Origin of the sequence: Stenotrophomonas sp. CASM110, assembly GCF_049384345.1 — a bacterium.
Taxonomy (GTDB): domain Bacteria; phylum Pseudomonadota; class Gammaproteobacteria; order Xanthomonadales; family Xanthomonadaceae; genus Stenotrophomonas; species Stenotrophomonas muris.
This window is the reverse complement of record NZ_JBMRGI010000028.1, coordinates 30,100-55,078: the sequence shown is the minus strand read 5'-3', so window position 1 is coordinate 55,078 and position 24,979 is coordinate 30,100. Positions and strand designations below refer to the sequence as shown.

The 24,979-nt window shown below is 64.0% G+C and carries 22 protein-coding genes; 15 read left to right on the top strand and 7 right to left on the bottom strand.

Annotated elements, in window-relative coordinates:
- Nucleotides 1–45 precede the first annotated feature (45 nt).
- The 5 genes from VG561_RS19190 (at nt 46) to VG561_RS19170 (ending at nt 5,078) form a co-directional block, all read left to right on the top strand.
- Nucleotides 46–261: a hypothetical protein gene (locus tag VG561_RS19190; protein ID WP_181453368.1), complete on the top strand. Its 216-nt coding sequence runs from the start codon at nt 46–48 to the stop codon at nt 259–261.
- 484 nt (nt 262–745) lie between these two features.
- On the top strand, nt 746–1,114 hold the full coding sequence (locus tag VG561_RS19185) for a hypothetical protein (RefSeq protein ID WP_049441441.1): 369 nt from the start codon (nt 746–748) through the stop codon (nt 1,112–1,114).
- Between the two features lie 622 nt (nt 1,115–1,736).
- Nucleotides 1,737–2,633 (top strand): HNH endonuclease, encoded by an 897-nt coding sequence (locus tag VG561_RS19180; protein WP_053092057.1) that lies wholly within the window; start codon nt 1,737–1,739, stop codon nt 2,631–2,633.
- Between the two features lie 549 nt (nt 2,634–3,182).
- A complete protein-coding gene (locus VG561_RS19175; RefSeq protein ID WP_204373518.1) occupies nt 3,183–4,130 on the top strand; it encodes a thymidylate synthase in 948 nt (315 codons plus the stop codon).
- 21 nt (nt 4,131–4,151) lie between these two features.
- Nucleotides 4,152–5,078 (top strand): hypothetical protein, encoded by a 927-nt coding sequence (locus VG561_RS19170; protein WP_152906972.1) that lies wholly within the window; start codon nt 4,152–4,154, stop codon nt 5,076–5,078.
- Here the strand turns inward: VG561_RS19170 and VG561_RS19165 are convergent.
- Both VG561_RS19165 and aceE read right to left on the bottom strand, forming a co-directional pair.
- On the bottom strand, nt 5,059–6,141 hold the full coding sequence (locus VG561_RS19165) for an ImmA/IrrE family metallo-endopeptidase (protein ID WP_423179891.1): 1,083 nt from the start codon (nt 6,139–6,141) through the stop codon (nt 5,059–5,061). The two genes, VG561_RS19170 and VG561_RS19165, sit on opposite strands and share 20 nt — an antisense overlap.
- 391 nt (nt 6,142–6,532) lie before the next feature.
- Nucleotides 6,533–9,220, bottom strand: a complete 2,688-nt coding sequence (gene aceE / locus VG561_RS19160; RefSeq protein ID WP_012478970.1) for a pyruvate dehydrogenase (acetyl-transferring), homodimeric type — start codon at nt 9,218–9,220, stop codon at nt 6,533–6,535.
- Nucleotides 9,221–9,764: 544 nt separating this feature from the next.
- On the opposite strand from aceE, the gene VG561_RS19155 reads away from it, so the two are divergent.
- Together VG561_RS19155 and VG561_RS19150 are read left to right on the top strand one after the other, a co-directional pair.
- Nucleotides 9,765–10,325: a PadR family transcriptional regulator gene (locus tag VG561_RS19155; RefSeq protein ID WP_041863018.1), complete on the top strand. Its 561-nt coding sequence runs from the start codon at nt 9,765–9,767 to the stop codon at nt 10,323–10,325.
- Between the two features lie 60 nt (nt 10,326–10,385).
- Entirely contained in the window at nt 10,386–11,183 is a 798-nt protein-coding gene (locus VG561_RS19150) for a siderophore-interacting protein (protein WP_423179890.1), read from the top strand.
- A 161-nt stretch (nt 11,184–11,344) separates the two neighbouring features.
- On the opposite strand, the gene VG561_RS19145 is transcribed toward VG561_RS19150, so the two are convergent.
- On the bottom strand, nt 11,345–12,178 hold the full coding sequence (locus tag VG561_RS19145; protein WP_197575396.1) for a hypothetical protein: 834 nt from the start codon (nt 12,176–12,178) through the stop codon (nt 11,345–11,347).
- 208 nt (nt 12,179–12,386) lie between these two features.
- Between VG561_RS19145 and VG561_RS19140 the strand changes: the two genes are divergently transcribed.
- The gene (locus tag VG561_RS19140; protein ID WP_046428265.1) at nt 12,387–12,788 is read left to right on the top strand and encodes a hypothetical protein; all 402 of its coding nucleotides are present in this window, start codon (nt 12,387–12,389) and stop codon (nt 12,786–12,788) included.
- A gap of 157 nt (nt 12,789–12,945) precedes the next feature.
- Here VG561_RS19140 and VG561_RS19135 read toward each other — a convergent pair whose 3' ends face one another.
- Nucleotides 12,946–13,653, bottom strand: a complete 708-nt coding sequence (locus tag VG561_RS19135) for a YceI family protein (RefSeq protein WP_005415047.1) — start codon at nt 13,651–13,653, stop codon at nt 12,946–12,948.
- Between the two features lie 86 nt (nt 13,654–13,739).
- On the bottom strand, nt 13,740–14,330 hold the full coding sequence (locus tag VG561_RS19130; RefSeq protein ID WP_075076857.1) for a malonic semialdehyde reductase: 591 nt from the start codon (nt 14,328–14,330) through the stop codon (nt 13,740–13,742).
- A 126-nt stretch (nt 14,331–14,456) separates the two neighbouring features.
- Between VG561_RS19130 and VG561_RS19125 the strand changes: the two genes are divergently transcribed.
- The 6 genes from VG561_RS19125 (at nt 14,457) to VG561_RS19100 (ending at nt 18,378) form a co-directional block, all read left to right on the top strand.
- Nucleotides 14,457–15,416, top strand: coding sequence for a mitochondrial fission ELM1 family protein (locus VG561_RS19125; protein ID WP_423179889.1), 960 nt, complete (start codon nt 14,457–14,459; stop codon nt 15,414–15,416).
- 128 nt (nt 15,417–15,544) lie between these two features.
- Nucleotides 15,545–15,772 (top strand): hypothetical protein, encoded by a 228-nt coding sequence (locus VG561_RS19120; RefSeq protein WP_014645731.1) that lies wholly within the window; start codon nt 15,545–15,547, stop codon nt 15,770–15,772.
- A 48-nt stretch (nt 15,773–15,820) separates the two neighbouring features.
- Nucleotides 15,821–16,672, top strand: a complete 852-nt coding sequence (locus tag VG561_RS19115) for a DUF2145 domain-containing protein (RefSeq protein WP_423179888.1) — start codon at nt 15,821–15,823, stop codon at nt 16,670–16,672.
- 19 nt (nt 16,673–16,691) lie between these two features.
- Nucleotides 16,692–17,195 (top strand): hypothetical protein, encoded by a 504-nt coding sequence (locus VG561_RS19110; protein WP_014645729.1) that lies wholly within the window; start codon nt 16,692–16,694, stop codon nt 17,193–17,195.
- Nucleotides 17,196–17,226: 31 nt separating this feature from the next.
- The gene (locus tag VG561_RS19105) at nt 17,227–17,742 is read left to right on the top strand and encodes a hypothetical protein (RefSeq protein WP_014645728.1); all 516 of its coding nucleotides are present in this window, start codon (nt 17,227–17,229) and stop codon (nt 17,740–17,742) included.
- A gap of 75 nt (nt 17,743–17,817) precedes the next feature.
- The gene (locus VG561_RS19100; RefSeq protein ID WP_014645727.1) at nt 17,818–18,378 is read left to right on the top strand and encodes a queuosine precursor transporter; all 561 of its coding nucleotides are present in this window, start codon (nt 17,818–17,820) and stop codon (nt 18,376–18,378) included.
- A 374-nt stretch (nt 18,379–18,752) separates the two neighbouring features.
- On the opposite strand, the gene glnE is transcribed toward VG561_RS19100, so the two are convergent.
- Nucleotides 18,753–21,548, bottom strand: a complete 2,796-nt coding sequence (glnE, locus tag VG561_RS19095) for a bifunctional [glutamate--ammonia ligase]-adenylyl-L-tyrosine phosphorylase/[glutamate--ammonia-ligase] adenylyltransferase (protein WP_423179887.1) — start codon at nt 21,546–21,548, stop codon at nt 18,753–18,755.
- Nucleotides 21,549–21,934: 386 nt separating this feature from the next.
- Between glnE and VG561_RS19090 the strand changes: the two genes are divergently transcribed.
- Entirely contained in the window at nt 21,935–23,449 is a 1,515-nt protein-coding gene (locus VG561_RS19090; RefSeq protein ID WP_032960979.1) for an acetyl-CoA hydrolase/transferase family protein, read from the top strand.
- Nucleotides 23,450–23,533: 84 nt separating this feature from the next.
- Here the strand turns inward: VG561_RS19090 and hglS are convergent, their stop codons facing one another.
- Nucleotides 23,534–24,898 (bottom strand): 2-oxoadipate dioxygenase/decarboxylase HglS, encoded by a 1,365-nt coding sequence (gene hglS / locus VG561_RS19085; RefSeq protein WP_014645724.1) that lies wholly within the window; start codon nt 24,896–24,898, stop codon nt 23,534–23,536.
- Nucleotides 24,899–24,979: the final 81 nt, after the last annotated feature.

Below are 24,979 nucleotides of genomic sequence, written 5' to 3'. Positions count from 1 at the left end.
CTGGGACCTCCCCAGGTCATCCTCCCCTGCTTCGGGAGGATGACCATGACCAAGATCGACCCCGTATGGCTGGAAGCCTTCGACAGGGAACTTCTCTACCTGTTCGCCATCGATCATGGCGACGCCGGCATGGATGAGTACCTGCTGGGTTGCTACGCAGACCTTCCGCCACACGAGGCGGCGCTGGCGTTCGGCAGCGACTACGACCTGGAGCGCGACGATGCGCTGTGGCCACGGCCAGGCGTGGCGCTGCAAAGTTAAGCCGTGTCGCAATCGGCCAACTTCGGACCTCAGCCATGCGGGCGGATTGTCGCTTTTGAGACCCCGACCCTCTGCAAACCGTGCTTTTCAATGCGCATTCGGGCGGTAACTTAACACCGGCCGAAACCGCTGCGCCGCAAGGGTTCTGCCGCGCGCGCGCCATGCAACAATGCCGTAAGCGTCAGCATTTGCGGCCTCTGCGGCCTGCGGTTTCTTGGCATCTCGCGACCATGCGAGTACACCTTGGCGTGCCACCGGAAAAGGGTGGCGCGGGACTCGAAAACCCGTCTCTGTACCAGATGTATGCGCTTGCCGGCCGGCGTCACCTTTTGTGTGGCGCCGGCTGGCAATCCGTTCGCGTTCCATGGCGGGCGGTGCGTGGGGATCTTCGGATCCGCCGGTCTGGTACATACCGGTTTTCGAGCCCGCACCGTCCGCCACCTTTATCAGTGGCGCTGCTGTCTGTCCTGTACGGAGCATTGCCATGAACACATCGGACTTCCGTTCCCTGCACGCGCAATACGATCCGGACAACGCCGAACCCGCGCGCGAACGATCCGTCGATCCCAACGCCTTCGTCGCCACGCTACGCCGTATCGGGACCGGTGCGGCTGCGGATGGCCAGCCTTGGCCGGAACGGCATCAACTGCCTGGGCGCTGTCTACAGCTGGCTGATGCGGATTGCGCGCTGGCGGGGCTGCGCGTGGTGGCCGAGCTGATGCTGGCTGCGGAGCGCACTCGACAGAACGGTGCGCCCGAGGAGTACCTGGGGGACCGGGTGATGGAAGGGTTGAAGATGGCGTGTGTGGCGTTGACTGCGCAGGCTATTGAGCGGCTGCAGGTTCGGGAGTAGAGCGCACCTCGCTGCGCACATCGAATGCAATGCACGGATCGTATGCACGGTCCGAAGCATTCGCCGCTGTCTGAGCCTTTAGCCTCTAACACTAGCCTCACTATGCCGAGCCGGACTTTGCTTGCCCTGACGACGGCAGCGCTACTGGGATTGATCATTGGAGGGACGTACACGCCGGCCACCGCAATGAGTTTTGAGAACTACCCAAGACTCACCGACTCGGAGTTTGCCTTGTTCCAGGCCGACGCCGAGAACTTTGCCGAAGCGTTGGCTTGCCAAGGCGTCACCGTCGGAAAACATGATTCCGGTAGACGCTTCTTTGATATGAGCGTACTTGGCGATGCCATTCTGTTTGTGGACAACTCTGGGCCGAGTCTTCTGATAGTCACCATGTCCACGGTCGCAAGCGATGCAATGGAGCTACAGCGCTGGAAAGATGGATGGGGCTCACCAGAGAGACGCAGGAGCAACTTGAGCCCACCTGAGAACAGCTGCCCTCCACTCTCGTCCAAATAGCCCCATCTGCACCCTGCCCCGACAGCCGAATGCGTCAACCAATGACACAAGCAACGTGGTTCTGGCTAGAATCTTGGGCACTTAGCTTCTGGGACAGGGATCTAGGATGGAACTCCCATTCGAGGTGGGCGCGCTCTACAACCGTCAAAAGCAGATCCACGGTGTATTTGGCGGGCAACAGCAGGGCGGCATTTCGACGCCCAAGGAGCATCCGCTAGTCATCGCGTTCACTGGCGAGGCCGGCGTGTCTCACGGCTACCATGATTTCTGGGACGACGACGAAGTCTTTCATTACTTCGGCGAGGGTCAAGTCGGAGACATGAAGTATGTGGCGGGCAACCGAGCCATCGGCGAGCACATCAAGGATGGCAAGACGCTCGTAGTGTTTCAGATGATGGGTAAGGGGCGGCCCTACCGATACCTTGGTAGGTTTATGTGCCAGTCCTCCTACGTTCAACCTGGCACGCCAGATCGAGAAGGGCAGCTTAGATCTGCGATCGTGTTCCGCTTGAGATCGCTTGAAGCCTCACTGGGCCTCGCGGCAAGTGAGTCGGACCAAGCTGAGATCGATGCCGCTATCGATGACGTAGGCGCGACCAGCACAAGACGCGAAACCGAAGTGCGTACGAAGCAGCGCTTGTTCCGCGAACGCTTGATCGGCGTTGAAAAGGGCTGCCGACTGACTGGTATTGAGGACCTTAGATTCCTCCGTGCGAGCCATATCAAGCCATGGGCGGACAGCACTCATAGCGAGCGCGTTGATGGCGAGAACGGCCTTCTACTGGCTCCGCATGCGGATCTGCTGTTTGATCAGGGGTGGATCAGTTTTTCGTCGAGTGGCCGTCTACTCGTTTCGAACGTTCTACCTACCGACGTACGATCTCGGATCGGCCTCAAGTTGGATGCGCCCCGTCAGAGAGGACCATTCTCCAACAGACAGATCGGCTACCTTGAGTTCCATCGTGACGTTGTCTTTGGTGCACGCTCACCCAAAATTGGGTAGCGAATGAGTTTGGGTTCCAATCCTCAGCAACTGGGAGATTGGATGTAAAAAGGATGTGCCTTCTCAGAAAGCAATTGACCGGCCTCGTGCGCAAAGCCAGGCAGGCGTGGATTTCAAGGGTCTTCCCGTCAAAGCGGCTTCAGCGTGGCCACATACAAAGCTTAGATCGCGGCTAATGTCCAATCCGCCAATATCTTGACGGTGCGCACAAGGCCTGATGCACGGATGGAGCTTTGGAACCGGGGGCTTCCGCCTCGAATTGAGCAGCTCATACCAGCTCTTGGCCACCCCCAACTCTTAGTAGCAAACACGATGGCCTTCTTCGATCGCTGAAATTGGGAGTGGACACCCCTCGTAGGCTTCAAGTAAGGTCCAGACGTGTGGAGGGAGCGCGGCTGCTTCGGGGATCGAATAGTTCTCTAAGCACCGGATTACATAATCCCGCCATCTTCACTTCATTAATTCAGAGCCGTACAAATATCGTGGCTACGCAAGGAGGTGACCTTGTATTTGCGCTCGGAATCTGTAGACGACATGCAACACGCTGTGTTGTCGAAGCTGCTCCTTCCCCGCACAAAGAGAGTTCAGGCCAGCCGGGGTGAATTTTTCGAAATATCAGGAGCCATGCTGCGCCTGAAGAACCCAAGGGCCAGGCTCGGCAGAGGCATTCGGCAGGGGAGACTATTCAGCAGCTTAGGCGAACTTCTTTGGTATCTCGCCGGATCCAATGAACTGGACTTCATCTATTACTACATTAAGAAATATGCGGATGAGTCAGAAGATGGCCTGACGATAAAAGGATCTTATGGAGAGCGCCTTTTTCGATCTCGCCAGATATACAGAATACTTTCACTACTGAAAAGCAAGAGCACTAGCCGACGAGCCGTCCTTCAAATATTCAGAAAGGATGATCTTAGAAATTCAAAAGAAGTCCCTTGCACGATATCACTTCAATTTCTTCTTCGAAGTAAAAAACTCGATTTGATCGCATCAATGAGATCCAACGATGCACTTATCGGATTGCCTCACGATGTATTTGCTTTCACCATGATTCAAGAGATCGCCGCAAGACACCTGAAAGTGGAAGTTGGAACCTACACGCACTTTGTAGGGAGCCTGCACCTGTACACCAGCGACATATCCAGGGCTAAGGAGTACATTTCCGACGGCCTTCAGCGAGTAACTCCCATGCCCGCTATGCCAATAGGAGACCCCCTTCCCAGAATAAAGTTGCTACTGAGTGCAGAGCAGTCAATTAGAAAAACAGGGAACTCAATAAAAATTGAAAAAGATATAGAGAACTACTGGAAGGATATAATTTACATCCTTCGCTCATATCATTACGTTCAAAAAAAGGACCGGAGCGGCGTCTACAGAATGAAGAACAAGCTCTCTTCTGATTTTTACCATCAGTACCTTGATATGAAGGCAGCAAGAATGAAAGATCGCGCTGAAGCTGCTGATGTACAAAATACTCAGGACACCCTTCTTCTGTGATTCCATGAGGTCATTATCATTATGAGGCCCAGAGATTTCGGCGAGCTACAGAGACTAAAAGCGCTGCTTGAGAGTGATGACCTATTCAACGACCTTCCCGGATTGGCGGAGGCAGGGGCCGTTGACTCATTTGCCCTCCAGCTAATCGATAGCAGAAGGCGAGTAGAGTTTGTGTCAAAAATTTCCAAAATGGAAATTTGCAGTGACAGATTGAACCCATACTCTCAGTACTTCGATCCTATTCGTGCCTCTATATCCCACTTTAGAGAAGGCAATGTTGATGAAGCCTGCTGGCTCGTGTTTCTTGCCACGCATTTCGGACACAATGCTAAGAGCAAGTGGCGGCTAACCCGCGACATATACGGGGCACTTGGCACAAAGATGTGGACTTGGGATGAAGTTACAAGAGATATGGCAGGGTTTCGAGATTGGCTCGCCGGTGCCGAAGCGACCCTAAGAGGTGGAGACGGCGTTCACCGAGCCTTTGGGAATCATCGAAAGTACACATCTCTAGACGCCTGGAAGCCAAATGCCACTGGCGACGCAATTGCCAGCTACGTGGCTTGGATTCAGCGGAATGGCGGACATCAGGCAATGTTAGTTGATGCGCTCACAGCATCACTGGGGGATCCCGGAGCGGCGTTCGATCGGCTCTACAGTTCCATGGCGCAGGTTGCGAGTTTCGGCCGCATCGGTAGATTCGATTACTTGACCATGCTCGGAAAGACTGGGATTGCCCCAATATCCCCACCTTCCCCATACTTTAAGAGCGCGACCGGGCCGCTAAACGGAGCCAAGCTTCTGTTTGGATCCGGCAAGACCGTGGGAGACTACGAAACAAAAACCGTTGCACTTGGAAGTGCGCTCGGATTCGGGATGCAGATAATGGAAGACGCCATTTGCAACTGGCAAAAGAGCCCCACTGAGTTCAAGCCTTTTCGAGGCTAGAGCCAATCCACTTATATCTATTCTTTAGATAATTGAACTGGTTATGCCTAATGCGCTTTCTATGCTGAAGCTGACCAACAACAATGCCGGGGGAGACACCTATCTTTTTCGCCAGCCGCGCAATCCCGAACTTGTTCAAAGCCACAGAATTTAGCTCGCCATGCCACTCTTCTGGAACAAGGATTCTAGAGGAAAATTCGTTTGCCTCATCTTCTTCATTTGATCCAACACCGCTATCGACTTCAATCGATATCCTCCCTGCATGCAGGAGCAAATGAGCTACTTCATGAAAAAGAGAGAACCAGAAGTGATCATCAGTTAGATGCCGCGAACTAAGTCCAATCAGCCCGCCCCGCGCATTGAAACATGCGATTCCGCTCACTGGACACCCGAGCGGCGCGGGCACAACGCAAAGGGCGACGCCGCAGTCTGCAAGTACTTTTACGATTTCAGGAAGAAAGTCCTGGGGATCAGGAGTCAGAGTAAAGCGTCGAACGTCGCCAAGTGAGTTAGAAAGAATTTCAACATCATAACTCCTTAGCGAAATCTTCTGAGAGGCTAGCTCAATTGCCCTATACCAGGCAGACACGGCTCCCATTTCGATATCAAATGTTGAGGACCTACGGAAAGCCAGGGCCTCTTCCAGTCGACCATACTTCGATTCGAATTCATCAATAGATCTGACTTCCAGAAAGTTGGCCGCCGAGAGCTCAGCTTCGATCCCTGCTGACCCTTTTGGTATCCATCCCAATCTGCGCATTTCACCTAGCGGCAGCCTGAACTCACGGCTCAATTTCTCGGCCGCCAGACCGAGCGAATCTCTGTACTTCTTGTATCTCTTTACCCAAAAGCTTGAGCTTGCTCCAATCTCGCGCGAGATCCTCTCACCGATTGACTCATCGATGGGGAATTCGCCAATTAGAAGCAAATGAAAGTCGGATGCGCTCAGATGCAGCCTTCGAGCGAGTTCATCCTCATTGATCCCAGATCTCCTACTAATCGTGACAATACTGTCACCCGGTGGTGACACCCAGTCAGGATCAAAGTGATGAGAACTATTCATGCTCTCTGCACCTTCTCGATTCGAATCGAGGATACGACGTCTTTAAGACTAGCACTGTCTGTCGAGAGCACGACCTGGAGCCCATCATCCAGCATGAATGTTTCTACGCCCGATTGAGAGCTTCTTGGATAAGGGAGATCTTCCAAGAGAGATGCCACCTCTAGGTCCGCTATAAAACCCTTGAGGGCGCTTGCAGCTGGCAGACCAAATCTACGCACCGCTAGCTGCCCCTTCTCACACATGTCACGCACCTGCTTGTTAGCAAATGTAATATGCATGAGTAGGTATCACTCAGACCAATTTATTCACCAAATCACCTGACCCAAACCGCGGCCATCGATGCTGATAGCAAGCATCCCGCTTACTATCAGCATCGACGAGCTGTCGCTAATCAAACCCCAACAGGATTAGCCTTCTCCGGATCAATCTTGTACTGCTTGATTGCCCGGGCCACATCCTTCGCGGTCATCTTCCCTTCCTTCGCCAGCGCTGCAATCGCGGCATGCGCGATGTAGTACCGGTCAACCTCAAAGAACCGACGCAGGTTCGCACGCGTATCCGAACGACCAAACCCATCCGTACCCAGCACGGTGTACGACATCGGCACGAACGCACGGATCTGGTCCGCATACGCACGCACGTAGTCGGTGGCGGCAATCGCCGGGCCCTGGCGGCCTTCCAGCAGCTCGGTCACGTAGGCCTTGCGCTGCTCACCTTCCGGATGCAGGCGGTTGGCACGTTCCACGTCGAAACCATCGCGACGCAGTTCGTTGAAGCTCGGGCAGCTCCAGATGTCGGCGGTCACGCCGAAGTCCTTGTCCAGCAGCTCGGCGGCAGCAATGGCTTCGCGCAGGATGGTGCCCGAACCCAGCAGCTGCACGCGCAGCTCGCCCTTCTTCGGCTTGCCGGCGTCGGTCAGCAGGTACATGCCCTTGACGATGCCTTCGGCCGCGCCTTCCGGCATTTCCGGGTGGGTGTAGTTCTCGTTCATCAGGGTGACGTAGTAATACTCGTCCACCTGGTCTTCCATCATGCGCTTGGTGCCGTGCTGCAGGATCACCGTCACTTCGAAGCCGAAAGTCGGGTCGTAACTGCGCACGTTCGGGATGCCACCGGCCACCAGATGGCTGAAGCCATCTTCGTGCTGCAGGCCTTCACCGTTCAGCGTGGTGCGGCCGGCGGTGCCACCCAGCAGGAAGCCGCGGGTACGCATGTCGGCGGCCTGCCAGGCGATGTCGCCCACGCGCTGGAAGCCGAACATGCTGTAGTAGATGTAGAACGGCAGCATCGGCACGTTGCTGACCGAGTAGCTGGTACCAGCGGCCATCCACGAGCTGATCGCACCCGGCTCGCTGATGCCCTGCTGCAGCACCTGGCCGCTCTGGTCTTCGCGGTAGAACATCAGCTGGTCGGCATCGACCGGCTTGTACTTCTGGCCGAACGGCGCGTAGATGCCGATCTGGCGGAACAGGCCTTCCATGCCGAAGGTACGGGCTTCGTCGGCCACGATCGGCACGATGTGCGGGCCCAGTTCCTTGTCGCGCAGGGTGATGTTCAGGCTCTGCACGAAGGCCATGGTGGTGGAGTAGCTGCGCTCGCCGCTGCTCTTCAGCAGGCGCTCGTAGGCTTCCAGCTTCGGTGCCACGAAGGTCTTGTCGGCCTTGCGGCGGCGCTGCGGCAGGTAACCGCCCAGCGCGGCACGGCGTTCCTGCAGGTACTGCACTTCCGGCGAATCCGGGCCCGGGTGGTAGAACGGCACCTGGCCGTCGGCCAGCTGCGCGTCGGTCACCGGAATGTTGAAGCGGTCGCGGAAGTGGCGCACCGCTTCGTCGTCCAGCTTCTTGGTCTGGTGGGTCGGGTTCAGTGCCTCACCGGCGCTGCCCATGCCGTAACCCTTCACGGTCTTGGCCAGGATGACGGTCGGCATGCCCTTGGTGTTCACGGCCTGGTGGTAGGCGGCGTACACCTTGTGCGGGTCGTGGCCACCACGGTTCAGGCGCCAGATGTCGTCGTCGGAAAGGCCGGCGACCATCGCAGCGGTTTCCGGGTACTTGCCGAAGAAATGCTCGCGGGTATACGCGCCGCCGAAGGCCTTGCAGTTCTGGTATTCGCCGTCGACGGTTTCCATCATCAGCTTCTTCAGGACGCCGTTGGTGTCCTTGGCCAGCAGGGCATCCCAGTAACCGCCCCACAGCAGCTTGATCACGTTCCAGCCGCCGCCACGGAACACGCCTTCCAGTTCCTGGATGATCTTGCCGTTGCCGCGCACCGGGCCGTCCAGGCGCTGCAGGTTGCAGTTCACCACGAAGATCAGGTTGTCCAGGCCTTCACGGCCGGCCAGCGCGATGGCACCCAGGGTTTCCGGCTCGTCGCTCTCGCCGTCGCCAATGAAGCACCACACCTTGCGGTCGGACTTCTCGATCAGGCCACGGTTTTCCAGGTAGCGCATGAACTGCGCCTGGTAGATGGCGGCCAGCGGGCCCAGGCCCATCGACACGGTCGGGGTCTGCCAGTAGTCCGGCATCAGCCACGGGTGCGGGTACGAGGACAGGCCACCGCCGTCCACTTCCATGCGGAACTTGTCCAGCTGCTCTTCGCTGATGCGGCCTTCCAGGAAGGAACGCGCGTAGATGCCCGGCGCACTGTGGCCCTGGATGAACAGCAGGTCGCCCGGGTGGTTCTCGCTGGGGGCGCGCCAGAAGTGGTTGAAGCCCACGTCGTACAGGGTGGCGCCGGAGGCGAACGAGGCGATGTGGCCGCCCAGGTCACCCGGCTTGCGGTTGGCGCGCACCACGGTGGCCATCGCGTTCCAGCGGATGATCGAACGGATGCGCCATTCCAGCTCGGCGTTGCCCGGGCTCTTGGCCTCGAACTGCGGCTCGATGGTGTTGACGTACTCGGTGGTGGGAGAGAACGGCAGGTAGGCGCCCGAACGACGGGTCAGCTCCACCATGCCTTCCAGCAGCTGATGCGCGCGCTCGGAGCCCTCGACATCAATAACGGCCTTCAACGACTCGATCCACTCCTGGGTTTCCACAGGATTCGGGTCGTTGTTCAGCACCTCGTTCAACCAGTTCATTAGCGCTCCCATAACCGCACGCACGCGCGCGACTGTTGTATAGATTTCTAGACCGCAAAGTGTAGCGCACCAAGGGCTTTCGTCACTTGGCTACGCAGGCGTATGGATGCAACCGGCCAGTGTCCGCAAGGGGCTTGCCGGGCCCGCTGACGGCCCTGCGGCGGGCCTTGGGGGCTGCGCGGGCTGTCGCTTGCGGGCCGCTGCGCCCATGTGCAGGACGCAGTGTTACTGCTGCCGATGACGGTTGTAGGGCAACTCCGGCACCGCTGTAGGGGCGGTTCGGGCAACGGTACTGAACCGGCGACAACATGTCGCACCTGCCTCTGGATCGGTACCGGCTGCGGGTCCAACGTGGGCCGCGAGTGAGGGGCTTGGCGGCCCTGCTCCCTTCCACGGTTCGCCGGGGCGCCCTGCAAGGGGCGCCCCTTTTGCTGTGCACGCGGCCGCCCGTGGCCCAAAACGGACCTGCTTGTGGCCGGATCGATGATTGCCGGCTTCGATATATCGATATATCGTTTGCACACTCGTTTACCGATATATCGAAATGAGCCGCCCCCCTTCTCCCAGAGCCCGTTCCACCGATCCGGCGGTGCCCCGCCGCAACGGCCAGCCACGCGTGCTGAGCCGCGGTGACCTGCGCCTGCTGGTGCTGGCCCTGATCGGCGAGCAGCCGCGCCATGGCTACGAACTGATGCAGCTGATCAGCAACCAGTTCATGCAGGCTTACACGCCCAGCGCCGGCACCATGTACCCGCTGCTGGCCAGCTTCGAGCAGGCCGGCTGGATCGAGGCCGAGGAAGTGGATGGCAAGCGGATCTTCCGCATCACCGCTGCCGGCGAGTTCGAGCTGAAGGTGCAGCGCACCCAGGTGCGGCTGGCGCAGCGGCGTGCCTTCGACCGTGCCCGCGAGATCACCAAGGCCTCGCTGCCGCCGCCGCTGGCCACTGCCCTGCGCGAGTTCAAGCGGGCGCTGGTGCATCACCACGGCCGTTGGGCCGAGGGCGAGGCGGAAGAAGTGGCGGCGCTGCTGACGCGGGCGTCGGCCCTGCTCAACGGTACCGCCGGTAGCGAGAACCCACCGTTTTCAACGACCCAGCCAGACTGAATCCAGCCAGGTCCTCCCCCATGCCGCGCGCCCCCGCGCGACACCTTTACAGGTATCCCCATGACCGAACACAACAACACGCGCCTGCGCCTGGATGTGCACTTCCGTGAACTGACCGTGCTGCGCACCGAAGACGTCACCCCGCACATGCGCCGCGTGGTGCTGGGTGGCGACGACCTGGCCGGCTTCGATTCGCCCGGCGCCGACGACCACATCAAGCTGTTCTTCCCCAACACCAGCGGCGAGATGGTGCTGCCGGTGCTGACCGCCGAAGGCCGCAGCTACCCCGCCGGCAAGGAGCCCTCGCCGGCCCGCGACTACACCCCGCGCTGGTGGGACCACGAGACCGGCGAGCTGGCCATCGACTTCGTGCTGCACGACCAGGGCATTGCCGGGCCGTGGGCCGAGCGCGCGCAGCCGGGCGACACGCTGGTGATCGGCGGCCCACGTGGCTCGTTCGTGGTGGCCGACAGCTACGACGCCTACGTGCTGATCGGCGATGAAACCGCGCTGCCGGCCATCGCCCGCTGGCTGGACGTGCTGCCGGACGCTGCCGAGGTGCAGGCCTTCATCGAAGTGCGCGACGAGGCCGAACGCCAGGACCTGCCGCAGTACGAGAACGTGCGCATCCACTGGCTGGAGCGCAACGGCTTCCCGGCGGCCAGCAGCACGCTGCTGGAAGACATGCTGACCGACTTCGAGGCCCCGGACGGCGATGTCTTCTATTGGATCGCCACCGAATCGCGCCGCGCGCGGATGATGCGCAAGTTCATCGAAGGCCACCTGGGCGTGCCGCGCGACTGGATCCGCTCGACCGGCTACTGGAAGGCCCACCCGGACGAAACCGACGGCGATTGACCGGCTCGGGGTCAGATCCCTTTTCCTGTGGAAAAGGGATCTGACCCCATGCACCAGAACCTGCCTGGTGGGTGCGGACCGTTGGTCCGCACGCCCTTGACTGTGTAGAGCCGAGCCCACGCTCGGCTGCTCTCCGCTCGGCCACCGATGGACCCATCGCGCTACGCGCGATGAGCCGAGCATGGGCTCGGCTCTACAGGAGGGACCGCGACCGGCGGCTTGGCCACCTGCCCCGTCCACCCGAACCGCTGCGCGGCCCAGATCTCCAGCGCCACCAGCAGCGCGATGACCAGCAGCGGCAGCAGCAGCCCGAAGTACACGCCGGGCATCATGCCGTTGATCTGCGCCTTCACCAGCCGCAGCACGCCACGGGTGTGCAGCAGCTCATCCACATGCATGGTCAGCGCCTCACGCACCACCTTGGGTTCCAGCCCGACCGTGCCGGCCTTGTCCACCAGCGTGTCTTCCACCATGCCGCGCAGCAGGCCTTCGCGCACCTTGCCGATCACCCAGCCGGTGCCGCGTGCCAACGGGCCATTGCCAAGACGATCAAGGCCGGGCAACGGATGTTCGCTGAGGTAGGCCGAGGCAATGGTGTCGGCCACATCGCCCACCGTGCCCTGGCTGCGCAATGCCTCGCGCATGCGCGGGTCGTCCAGCGAGTCGGTGAAGCCTTCGCTCCAGCCTTCCACCAGGGTCTGAAGGTGCGGCTGGAAATGATCGAGCTGCTTGAACAGCGCGCGGTGCGCACCGGCGGTGAAGCCCAGCTGCAGCCCGAAGAAGGCCGTGGCCAGCGGCAGCAGCACCACGTAGCTGGCCAGCAGCCAGTGATGCCAGCGCTTGCGCCGCTGCAACCAACCCCGGCGGTGCAGCCAGCGCCAGCCGAGGATGCCCAGCACCAGGCCAAGCAGCGTACCGAGCACACTGCCGCCCAGCAGATCGAGCACGCTCAGGCCCGACCAGAATTCGTTCAACCAGTACTGCGCGTCCTGCATGGGTCTTCCTTCCGTGGGTGATACAACAGCCATTGTAGAGCCGAGCCCACGCTCGGCTGCTCTCCGCTCCGCCATCGGAAAACCCTCGCGCTGCGCGCGATGAGCCGAGCGTGGGCTCGGCTCTACACGGATTCCGACACCCGGTTCAACGCATCAGCCGCCAGGCAATGCGACAATCGCGCTCCTTTCCTGCAGCAACGAGGCCCACATGGCCAAACTGACCCTGGCCAGCGTGGATGCGCTGCGTACCCGCTTTGCCGATGACGCCGCCTGCGATGCGGCGCTGGCCGCGTTCGCCGACACCGCCGTACTGCGCGCGCCGCTGCGCGAGCTGGTGGCGGCACAGCACCGCTACCTGCAGGCCGAATTCGAAGTGGCCCAGGTGGCCGACGTGCTGCGCCGCGACCAGAAGTACGCGCCGGTGGGCCGGCCGTCGGTGCACATCGTGCAGCTGCGCAAGCAACAGGCCGCGACCAAGCAGGCGGCGCTGATCGCGCGCCAGGTGGTGGCGCAGGCCGCGCAGACGTTCGTGCGGGTGAGCGGGCTGGCGGTGAAGGCCAAGCAGAGCCCGAGCGAAGCATGCGTGGCATGGTTGGGCGCGTTGCGCTGAGGGCGCGTACCCGGTAGTGGCCAACCTTGGTTGGCCTGCGGAGTGCCCATGTGCCAACCAAGGTTGGCATCTACCAACGCGCGTTCCCCCGCACCCAAAAAGAAGGCCCGCTTTTCAGCGGGCCTTCTGCCTTCTCACGACGAGTGAGCGGGGTGCATCAAGCGGCCGGCTTTTCGCCGGTGGCTTCGGTGGTGATGCGGATCTTCACTTCATCGCTGACATTCGGAGCATACGCGCCGACGCCGAAATCGCTGCGCTTCAGGGTGGTGGTGGCATCGAAGCCGGCGGCCGGAACCTTGGCCATCGGGTGCTCGCCGCCGCCGTTGACGGTGACGTCCAGGGTGACCGGCTTGGTGATGCCCTTGATGGTCAGGTCGCCGGTGACGGTCAGCTTGTTGGTGCCGGCCGCTTCCACCTTGGTGCTCTTGAAGGTGGCATCGGCGAACTTGGCGGCGTCGAAGAAGTCGGCGCTCTTCAGGTGCTCGTCGAACTTGGCGGTGAAGCTGTTCAGGCCACTCAGCGGCAGCTTCACTTCCACGGTGGACTTGGTCACATCTTCGGCGTTGTACACCAGGGTGCCTTCGACGTTGCCGAAGTGCGCGCTCGGGTTGGAGAAGCCGAAGTGGCTCCACTGCGCCAGCACGTCGGTGTGGCTCGGGTCCAGCTTGTAGGTGCCCGAGGCGATCTTGATCGCTTCGGCAGCCGGCGCAGCAGCGGCGGCATCGGCGGCCGGGGTGGCGGCCTGCTCGGTGGTGGCCGGGGCGGCGGCATCGGCGGCCGGGGCAGCGGTGTCGGCCGGCTTGGAGCAGGCGGCGATGGCCAGGGTCAGGGCCAGCGGCAGCAGCAGTTTACGGGTGGCGCTCATCTGAGGAACTCTCCGGATCGTAGGGTGGGTACACGGTGCAGCAAGAGCCCGCCGCACGACGGCGGGCCCGAAACCGATACAGCGACTTACGCGATGCGCGCCGCTTCGTCGAACGACAGGCGCGGCAGGCGCGGGAACAGGCCCGCCGGATCACCGTAACCCAGGTTGACCAGGAAATTCGACTTGATGGAGGTGCCGGCGAAGAAGGCTTCGTCGACCTTGCCCGGGTCGAAGCCGGACATCGGGCCGGCATCCAGGCCCAGCGCGCGCGCGGCCAGGATCAGGTAGGCGCCCTGCAGGCTGCCGTTGCGGATGGCGGCTTCGTGGCGGCCTTCCTGCGGGCCGTCGAACCAGGCCTTGGCATCGGTATGCGGGAACAGGTACGGCAGCTTCTCGTGGAAGTCCAGGTCGAAACCGATGATGACGGTGACCGGCGCGGCCATGGTCTTGGCCAGGTTGCCTTCGGACAGCGCCGGGGCCAGCTTGTCCTTGGCTTCCTTCGAGGTGACGAAGACGAAGCGGGCCGGCGTGGTGTTGGCCGCGGTGGGACCCCACTTCACCAGGTCGTACAGTTCCTTCAGCAGGCTCTCGGGGACCGGCTTGTCGAGGAAGGCGTTCTGGGTGCGGGCCGTACGGAACAGCTGGTCGAGGGCGGCGGCGTCGAGCGCGTGGGACATCGGTGGATCTCCAGGGCGGCGAAAGGAAGTCAGTGCCCGCGGGCGGCGCGGGGCGAATCGACGAGCCGCAGTGTAGAGTGTCGCGACTGTTGCAACACCCAGCAGGACTGAAACGAATTAATGCCAATGGTGAAACGATCGAGCGCGCCCTGGACGGTCACTGACGGCCGCGCGGGCAATGTCCGCCAGGCGGTCGCGCTGGCCTCGGCATTGCGCCAGGGCACCCACCGACCGCTGCTGCTGCAACCGCGCGCGCCCTGGCGCTGGCTGTCGCCGCGGCGCCTGCCCGGCGATGTGAACGGCTACGGCGAGGCCTTCGCGACGCTGGCTGCCGACGCCCCGGCGCTGGCGATCGGCTGTGGCCGCCAGGCCGCTGGCGCCCTGCGCGTGCTGCGCGCACGCGGCACCCAGGTGGTGCAGATCCTCGACCCGCGCATTGGCGCGCGCCACTGGGACGTGGTGGTGGTGCCCGAACACGACGCCCTGCGCGGCAGCAACGTGCTGACCCTGCTCGGCAGCCTCAACCCGGTGGACGATGACTGGCTGGCCTGGGGCCGCGCTGCGTTCGCCGGCTTCAGCACCCTGCCCGGCCCGCGCACCGCACTGCTGGTCGGTGGGCCGACGCCACTGGCGCCGTGGGATGAGACGGCGATGGTCGGTGTATTCCAGGCGCTGGCCGAGCAGATCCGCAGCGAAGGCGGCAGCCTGCTGGCGACCACCTCGCGACGCACGCCGCCGGCCTTGGCCGAGATCCTGCGCGCGGAGTTCGCCGACCTGCCGCACGTGATCTGGGGCGATGGTGGCGACGGCACCAATCCCTATGGCGGCCTGCTCGGCTGGGCCAACCGCGTGGTGGTCTCGCCCGATTCGGTGAACCTGCTCTCGGAGGCGTGCGCCACGCGCATGCCGGTGATGGTGGCGCTGGCCGACACAGCGCAGGGCCGCCTGGCGCGCTTCCAGCAGCAGCTGCGCGAACGTGGGCGGTTGCAGGCGCACTGGCTGGACTGGCAGTACGACCGCATCGAGCCGCTGCGCGAAACCGCGCGGGTGGCGGCGGAAGTGAAACAGCGCCTGGCACTGGGGTAGTGCCGGCCGCTGGCCGGCAATCCTGGGCGCCTGGCATCGCGGTAATGCCGGGTGCGCAGCGTTTTCTGAACATTTCGATCCGGCACCACGGTTACAGTCCAAGGCCCCCCGTTGGACTGAACTTCTTCATGCGTACCCTGCTCCTGCTGCCCCTGGCCCTGCTCGCCGCGTGTTCCACCGCGCCCACCGAGCTGGATCCGATCTCGTATCAATGCCAGCAGCAGCTGGACGCGTACCGCGAACAACCGGCGCTGCGCGATCCGAAGGGCCAGCGCCCGCCACTGCCGGTGGCTCCCATCAGTGACGCCTGCGACAAGGAGCTCAAGCGCAAGGGCGTGGATCGCCCGCTGCGCTGAGCAGCGTATGATCGGCGCGCGGGCCTGCCCGCCGTTGAAGGTACCGACATGGATCGTTTTTCCCGCCTGCCCCGCGCCGCGCTGCTGATCGCCAGCCTGCTGGCGACCGCACCGTCCTGGGCCAACAGCACCGAATGCCGCGAGCGCTCCCCCAGCGTGGCGTCGCAGGCGGCGATGCTGGACGTGGCCTGGACCACCGCCGAACGCCTGGACGCGCTGCCCGATGTGGACGTGGTGGTGGCCGCGCGCGGTGGCCAGGACCTGAGCCGCTATGGCCTGCGCCACAGCCACCTGGCCTTCCTGCTGCGCGAGGACGACGGCCGCTGGCGCGCGATGCACCTGCTCAACCGCTGCAAGACCGACAGCTCGCAGCTGTACCACGAGGGCCTCGGCAACTTCGTCGGCGAGAGCGGCGGCCATACCGACCTGCGCATCGGCGTGCCGTCGGCCCCCTTGCGTGCCGCACTGCGCGCGATGCTGGTGTCGCCCTCGATCCAGCCCAAGGCGCTGCACGAAACCAAGTACAACGTGGTCGCCTACCCGTTCGCCACCGACTATCAGAACTCCAACCAGTGGGTGCTGGAGGTGCTGGCGGCGGCGATGGCGCAGGCCGAAGGCGCGCCGGCCATCGTCAAGCGCGAACAGGCACAGCAGTGGCTGCGCCAGCAGAAGTACCAGCCCAGCGTGCTGCACATCGGCCTCGGCAAGCGCGTGGGTGCGCGCCTGTTCGTGGCCAACGCCACCACCACCGACCATCCGGCCGGCGAACGCATCTCCGGCAACTATTCGGTGGTGACGGTGGAATCGGTGTTCGACTTCCTGCACCAGCGCAGCCAGCTGCAGCAGGAACTGGTGATCGCCCATGTGCCGGTGGCCGGTGCCACCGCCGCCTCGCCCTGAATCCCGCAAGGAGAACGACATGCGTCTGCTGCACAACTCCCTGGTATCGATGCTGATCGTCACCGCGCTGGCCTGGTCATCGGCCGCCCATGCCGAACGCCGCATCGTGATCATCCATGACCCGGGCCCGCAGGGACCGAGCCTGGAAATGTCCACGCAGATGGTGGCCTCGGCCCGCGCCGCCGCGGCGAAGGAAGCCCAGGATGCCGCCGATGCCGGCCAGCCGCTGGCCCGCCCGCAGCAGATCAAGCTGCCGCAGATGGAGGTGAGCGCGATTGCCACTACCGTCGACGGCCGCCGCGAAGTGCTGCTGCGCGATGCCAACGATCCGCAGAACACCGCGTCGATGCAGTACCCGCGCGGCGTTGGCGACCCGGCCGTGCAGTTCACCGTGGGCCAGACCGTGAACTTCGAGCCGACGGGCAATGACCAGGGCTGGCAGTTGAAGGACAACCAGGGCCGTGCGCTGGAATACCTGCCCGAGGCTACCGGCCCGCGCGACATCTTCGATACCCGGCGCTGAGCCGCCGCCCCACGCTGACCAGGAGGTCTCCATGTTCCGTTGCCTGCGCGTTCCCACCACTGCATTGCTGCTCTCAGCGCTGCTGGTGCCCACCGTCCATGCCGGCGCCGCGCCGCAGTTGAACAGCAGCGAGGCCAGCGTGATCGTGACCTCGTTCGTGGTGCTGTCGCTGCCGATGGCGGCCTCGATGGGCCTGTCCGAACTGTCCAAGGCGCCCTTCAAGGCCAGCGAACGCAATGCCAGGGCGACCCGCACCAAGGCGGTGCCGCTGCCGCCAATGGAAGTGAAGAAGGTGGAGACCACGCCCACGGGCGAACGCCAGGTGCAGTTGCAGGTACCGGACAAGGCCGACCACACCGCCACCCTGCGCTGGCCGGTGCAGCCGCCGGGCGAGAACCCGACTGCAGCCTTCGTGGTCGGGCAACGGGTGCATTTCGACCCCACCGAGGCCGGTGCCGGCTGGAACGTGAAGAGCGCGCAGGGCCAGACCCTGGCCTATGTGCCGACGGCCTATGCCGCCGGTGATGTGATGAGTGAAGCGCTGTAAAGCTGAACGACCGGTTCTGGCTTTGCCGCAGGCCGGGCGGATAATGGGCGATCCCCTTTGTCCCCCTGGCTCGCCATGTCCGTGCGTCCTGCCCCTCTGTTTGCCCCGCTGACCCCGCGCGCCCTGGTGCTGGCGGTACTGGCCATGGGTGCAGTGGTGCTGCTGTCCAACGTGCTGGTGCAGTACCCGATCAACGACTGGCTGACCTGGGGCGCCTTCAGCTATCCGGTCGCGTTCCTGGTCAGCAACCTGATCAACCGCCGCTTCGGCCCGGGCCCGGCGCGCCGCGTGGCGTGGATCGGTTTCGCGGTGGCGGTGCTGCTGTCGATCTGGGTGGCCACCCCGCGCATCGCCATTGCCTCGTGCTCGGCGTTCATCGTGGCCCAGCTGCTGGACATCACCGTGTTCGACCGCCTGCGCCGCGGCAGCTGGTGGCGCGCACCGATGGTGGCCACCACCTGCAGCGCGACGGTAGATACCACCCTTTTCTGGTCGATCGCGTTTGCCGGTTCCACCTTGCCATGGGTGAGCTGGGCCGCCGGCGACCTGGCAGTGAAGCTGGCGATCGGTGTCTGCCTGCTGGCCCCGTTCCGCGCGTTGTTGTGGAAGATGGCGCCGTTGCGCGCCACCAGCTGACCGCCATTGATCCGGTGGGTGCCGACCGGTGGTCGACACGCCCTGCAGAACTCATCGCTGCCGACAGATTGTGCCGACCAACGGTCGGCACCTACCAGGAGCGGGCCATCGCAGGGCCATTGATCCGGTAGTCGCCAACCTTGGTTGGCGCTTTGCATTCATGCCAACCAAGGTTGGCATCTACCAACGGCGTGCCATCGAAGGGCCATTGATCCGGTGGGTGCCGACAGATTGTGCCGACCAACGGTCGGCACCTACCAGGAGCGGGCCACCGAAGGGCCATTGATCCGGTAGTCGCCAACCTTGGTTGGCGCTTGGCATTCATGCCAACCAAGGTTGGCATCTACCAACTGCAGTCCTCCGCCATCCGGCACTCAGGCGAACGGCAGCTCTGCCGCTCTGCACGCCGCCGTAATCGCTGCACACGCCTCTTCAATCGCCGGCGTGGTCGGGGCCAGCCGCGGGCGGCGGTCCAGCGTGCAGGCCAGGCCCACGTCCAACAGCGTGGCGTGCGCGCCATGCAGCGCCTGCGCAGTGGCATCGGGCAGGAAACCAACACCAGCCAACGCATTGATCAACGACGGCGTATCGCGCGGCTGCAGCAACGCCACGTGCCGCGCACTGCGCGCAAGCACGCCGGTCTGCAGCAGGAATTCCAGGTCCACCACGCCGCCAGCACCTTGCTTCAGGTCCAGCCGTGCGGCGTCGCTGCGGTCCAGTTCGGTGCGCATGCGCCCACGCATCTTCAGCACGTCGGCATACAGCACACCCATGTCGCGCTCACGCCCCAGCGTCTGTGCACGCACCTGCTCGAAATCGGCCAGCAGGCTGGCATCGCCGGCCACGCCACGCGCGCGCACCAGCGCCTGGTGTTCCCAGGTCCACGCACGTTCGCGCTGGTATTCGGTGTAACTGGCCAGCGAAGACACCAGCGAACCCTTGCCACCATCCGGGCGCAGGCGCACATCGATGTCGTACAGGCGGCCGGCGGCGGTGACCGCACCGAGCAGCGCCATCACCTTCTGCGCCAGCCGCGCATACCAGCGCCCCGGCTCCAGCGGACGCGCGCCGTCGCTGGCCTCCACGCCGGCCGGGTTGTCGTGCAGGAATACCAGGTCCAGGTCGGAACCGAAGCCCAGTTCAAGCCCGCCGAGGCTGCCGTAGCCGATGATCGCGAAACGTCCACCGGGAATCCCTCCGTGCGCGGCGCGCATGTCCGCCTCGGCCATCGCCAGCACGGTGACCACCACCGCCTGCGCCAGTTCGGCCAGTTGCCGCGTGCTGTCCACCGCGCCCTGGCGGCCGTCCAGCGTGGCCATCGCCATGCGGAAACTGAGCGCCAGCCGCGTCTCGTTGAGCCAGCGCAGTGCCGATTCGGGATCTTCCACCGCCAGCACCTGCTGGCACTCGGCCAGCATGCCGGCCGCATCGGGCATCGGCCCGGACACGCGCACATCCAGCAGTTCATCCAGCAGCAGCGGATACGCGACCAGCCGCTCAGCCAGCAGCGCGCTGCGCGCCAGCACATCGACCAGACGCGCCAACGCGCTCGGTTGTTCATCCAACAGCGCGAGATAGCTGGTCCGGCGCAGGACCGCCTGCAGCAGGCCGAGCACGCGCTTGAGCGCGGCATCGGGCTGCGGCGAACGCGTGGCCGCATGCAGCAACGCGGGCAGTACGCGATCCAGCCGCGCACGCGCCGCATCGGACAATGACTTCACGCCGGTGCTCTGGGCAAAATCGCGCAGCGACTGATCGGCGCCATTGGCATCGAGGAAACCGGCTTCGGCCAGCAACGGCGCGTTGCTGCCCTCGGGCAGGCTGCGCCAGTAGTTGGCCAGCGCGTCGGGCGCGGCCTGGCCCTTGCGCGGGGCCAGCAGCGCGGCGAATTCGGTGCTGACCCGCTGCTGCTGTTCGGCCAGTGCCGCGCGCAGTACCTCCCAATCCGGGTAGCCGAGGCCGATGGCAATGCGCGCGCGGTCCAGCGCGTCGCTGGGCAGCACGTGGGTCTGCGCGTCGCGCAGCATCTGCAGGCGGTTCTCCAACCGGCGCAGGAACAGGTAGGCCTCGCGCAGCGCAGCGCCATCGTCGGGCGCAATCTGTCCGGCGGCCACCAGCGCGTCCAGTGCCACCAGCAGGCGGCGCTCGCGCAGCGCGGGCTCGCGGCCACCGCGGATCAGCTGCAGCGCCTGGCACAGGAACTCGATTTCGCGGATGCCACCGGCGCCGCGCTTGATGTCTTCGTGCAGCTCGCGGCGCGCGACTTCGGCGGTGATCGCCGCCTTCATCTCACGCAGGCCGTCGAGCGCGGTGAAATCCAGGTAGCGGCGGTATACGAACGGGCGCAGGGTCTGCAACCACGCTTCGCCGGCGTCGATATCGCCGGCCACCGCGCGCGCCTTCAGCCACGCATAGCGCTCCCAGTCGCGGCCTTCGCGCTGGAAGTACTGATCCATCGCCGCGAACGACAGCGCGACGCGACCGGCGCTGCCGAACGGGCGCAGGCGCAGGTCGACGCGGTGGCTGAAGCCATCGACCGTGGTTTCGTCCAGCAGCTTGGCCAGGCGCTGGCCGAGGCGGGCGAAATACTCCTCGGCGGCCAGCGCGCGCGGACCGTCGGATTCGCCGCCCTGCGGGTACGCATAGACCAGGTCGATATCGGAACTGAAGTTGAGCTCGCCACCGCCGAGCTTGCCCAGGCCGAATACCACCAGCTGTTGGGGGACGCCTGCGCCATCACGAACCACGCCGTGCCGCTGTGCGAATTCCTGCTGCAGGGCGTCCAGCGCCAGCCGCAGGCAATCCTCGGCCAGGGTGGTGGCGCCAGCCAGGGTCTGCGCCACGTCGTCCAGCCCGGCCAGGTCACGCCAGATCAGCCGCGTGGACATCGCGGTGCGCCAGCGCCGCAGCTGTGCCGACCAGTCGCTGGGTTGCAGCGGATCGAGCACCGGCGCCGGGATCGGCGGGCAGCCGGGCGCGGCCAGCTGCGCCAGCAGCGCCGGTTGCCGCACCAGGGTGTCCAGCGCGAAGTCGCTGGCCACCGCCAGCCGGGTCAGCAGCGGCAGCAGCTCGGCAGGAACAGGCTCGGGCAGGACCTGGGCCAGGCGCGCCAGGGCGCGGTCGACAAGGGGCTGCAGGGTGGCGGGCAGGTCAGCGGTGGCGAGGGTCATGCGCTGATTCTCGCGGGGTCGGATCCCTTTGCCAACGGCGAAGGGCTCTGCCCCCGAGATGCCGCCGCTTGATGCCGCGGGTGGGGTCAGAGCCTTTTGCCCTTGGCAAAAGGATCCGACCCTGAAGGGGTGCCGCGCATTCATTCTGGGCGGCAGGCAATAAAAAAGCCCGCTTGCAGCGAACTGCCAGCGGGCTCTGCTCCCTCCCCCACGTCGGGATGCAGGGCCATCGTGCGGGCTGCGAAAGCACTTTGCACGCTGCACTGCAAAACAAAACCGGTGGGTATGGGTGACCCCGGTGGGGAAAAGCCATTCCACGAAGGTAGAACCCCCCGTACGGATAAGGATGGCCGATAATCGGCTTTCCCCCCAGAAACACTGTCGTCATGTCTGTTGATCGCATCGCCAACGCGCGTCTTCGTGACCGCGTGGTCTCCGCCGAGGCCGCAGCCGCGCTGATCCAGCCCGGTGAAACCGTGGCCATGAGCGGCTTTACCGGCTCCGGGTATCCCAAGGCCGTTCCCGTGGAACTGGCCCGCCGCATCGAAGCGGTGCACGCCCAGGGCCAGCCCTTCCAGATCAAGCTGATGACCGGCGCCTCCACCGCGCCGGAACTCGATGGCGCGCTGGCCAAGGCCGATGGCATCGCCATGCGCATGCCGTTCCAGAGCGATCCGGATGCGCGCAACCGCATCAACGAGGGCAAGCTGGATTACATCGACATCCACCTCAGCCACGTCGCCCAGCACGTGTGGTTCGGCTTCTACGGCGAGATCGATACCGCCGTGATCGAAGTCTCGGCCATCCGCGAAGATGGCTCGCTGGTGCCCTCCACCTCGGTCGGCAACAACAAGACCTGGCTGGACCTGGCCAAGAAGGTGATCGTCGAGGTCAACGAATGGCAGCCGGCCGGCGTCGACGGCATGCACGACATTTACTACGGCACCGCGCTGCCACCGCACCGCAAGCCGATTCCGCTGGTGAACGCCAACGACCGCATCGGCGACACCGCGCTGCGCTGCGACCCGGACAAGATCGTGGCCGTGGTGCGCACCAACGGCCCGGACCGCAACAGCCCGTTCAGTCCGATCGATGCGACCAGCGAACAGATCGCCTCGCACCTGATCGAGTTCCTCAAGCACGAGGTGAAGAAGGGCCGCCTGCCGCCGAACCTGCTGCCGCTGCAGTCGGGCGTGGGCAACATCCCCAACGCCGTGCTGGCCGGCCTGGCCAGGAGCGGTTTCCGCGACCTGGCCGCGTTCACCGAAGTGATCCAGGACGGCATGCTCGACCTGCTGCGCGATGGCGTGCTGAGCTACGCCTCGTGTACCGGCTTCGCGCTGAGCCCGCAGGCCAACGAGACGTTCAAGGAGAACATCGATTTCTACCGCGAGCGCATCATCATGCGCACGCAGGAGATCTCCAACCATCCGGAACTGGTGCGCCGCCTGGGCTGCATCGGCATGAACGGCATGATCGAGGTGGACATCTACGGCAACGTCAACTCGACGCACGTGATGGGCACGCGGATCATGAACGGCATTGGCGGTTCGGGTGACTTCGCCCGCAACGGTTTCCTGTCGGCGTTCCTGAGCCCGTCCACTGCCAAGAACGGCACCATCTCGGCGATCGTGCCGATGGCCAGCCATGTCGACCACACCGAGCACGACGTGTCGGTGATCGTCACCGAACAGGGCCTGGCCGACCTGCGTGGCCTGACCCCGCGCAAGCGCGCGCAGGTGCTGATCGACAACTGCGCGCACCCGGATTTCCGCCCGCAGCTGCAGGATTACTTCGACCGTGCCAGCCGCGAAAGCTACGGCAAGCACACCCCACACCTGTTGCCCGAAGCACTGTCGTGGCACCAGCGCTGGCTGGATACGGGCACGATGAAGGGCTGACCCCGGGTCCGGACATCGGGTAGAGCCGGCCGCTGGCCGGCTCTACCTTCACGCGGTGCGCCCGGCCAGCGGCCGGCTCTACCTTCACGCGGTGCGCAGCGCCGCCAGCGATTCGGCCTGCAGCCGCTCGTAGATCTCGAACTCGTCATTCACCGCCACGCCCAGCGCCTGCTCGAAGGCCTCGCGGTTGGCGTGCGCGGCATACGCGCGCTGTTCTTCGCCGCCCAGGTTCGACTGGAAGATGCCCGCGGCACTGACCGGCAGGAAATCCTCGTAGACGATCGGATCGGCCGTGGCCAGGCCGGCGGCCACCAGCACTTCGGCAGGCAGATCGGCCACGCGTTCCGGCGCGGCGCGGCCGGCGTCGGTCAGCTGGTAGCGGTAGTAGCCCAATCCTTCCTGGCGCAGCGTGTCATGGTCATCCGGGAAGCTGGCGAACACCGCCTGCAGGCGCTGCCCGTAGTCGCCACCGGTACTGCCTTCGCCACCGGCATCGCGTGCCTGCGACAGCAGCTGGTCGTACAGCGCGCGGCCCTTCGGGGTCAGCGCAAGGCCGCGTTGTTCGATCTCGCCGAAGCGCGCGGTATGGGTGCCGGCATCGCCACCGTCCGCATCCGGGAAATGCACGGCCTCTTCCAGCGCCTTGAAGCTGGTCTGGCGCAGCAGGATCGGGCAGGCGCGGCGCGGCGGCCCTTCGATCACCGCCTTGGCCGCCATGCCGTGCTCGATCATTGCCGCCTGCGCCGCGTCGATGTCCAGCGTGCGCGGGGTCAGGTGGTTGATGTGCGGGCCACGGAAACTGACCACGTCGGCCACCAGGCGGTGCGCATTGTGCAGCGCGTGGTAGGTCGGCAGATCGACCGTGGCATCGCCGTGCCAGCGGAAGGTTTCCAGTGCTTCGTCGACGAAGCGCTCGGCGTCGGCCTGCGACAGGCCACCGTCACGCTCGGCCTGGTCGATCAGCGCCAGTGCGCCGTCGGTGAAGATGCGGCGGCGTGCCAGGATCTTCGCCGACTCGGCACGCAGGGTTTCGTCTTCGATCAGCTCCAGGCGCAGCAGCGAGGTGAACACGCGGAACGGATTCTGCGCCAGCGCGGCGCCGGTCAGCGGGCGGAACGCGGTGGAGTGCACCGGCACGCCGGCTACCGACAGGTCGTAGTAGCCGACCGGGTACATGCCCATCACCGCGAACAGGCGGCGCAGCGTCGCCAGCTCCTGCGCGGTGCCGACGCGGATCGCGCCATGGCGCTCTTCGTCCAGGCGCGCACGCTCGTCGTTGCGCTGCAGCTGCGCGGCCAGTGCCGGGTCCTGGGCAAGCACCTGCGCGTTGATCCGCTCCACCAGTTCCACCAGCGTGCCGTACAGCGGCACTTCGGTGCGGTACATGCGGGACATGGCCTGCGCGAACAGGCGGCGGATCACATCAGGCGAAACGAAAGAGGCGCTCATCAGTCACTCGATTACGGGAACGGGGAACAGCTCGGACCCGTATTGTCGCCGGAGCGCGCGGCGGCGGCGATACGCAGAGCA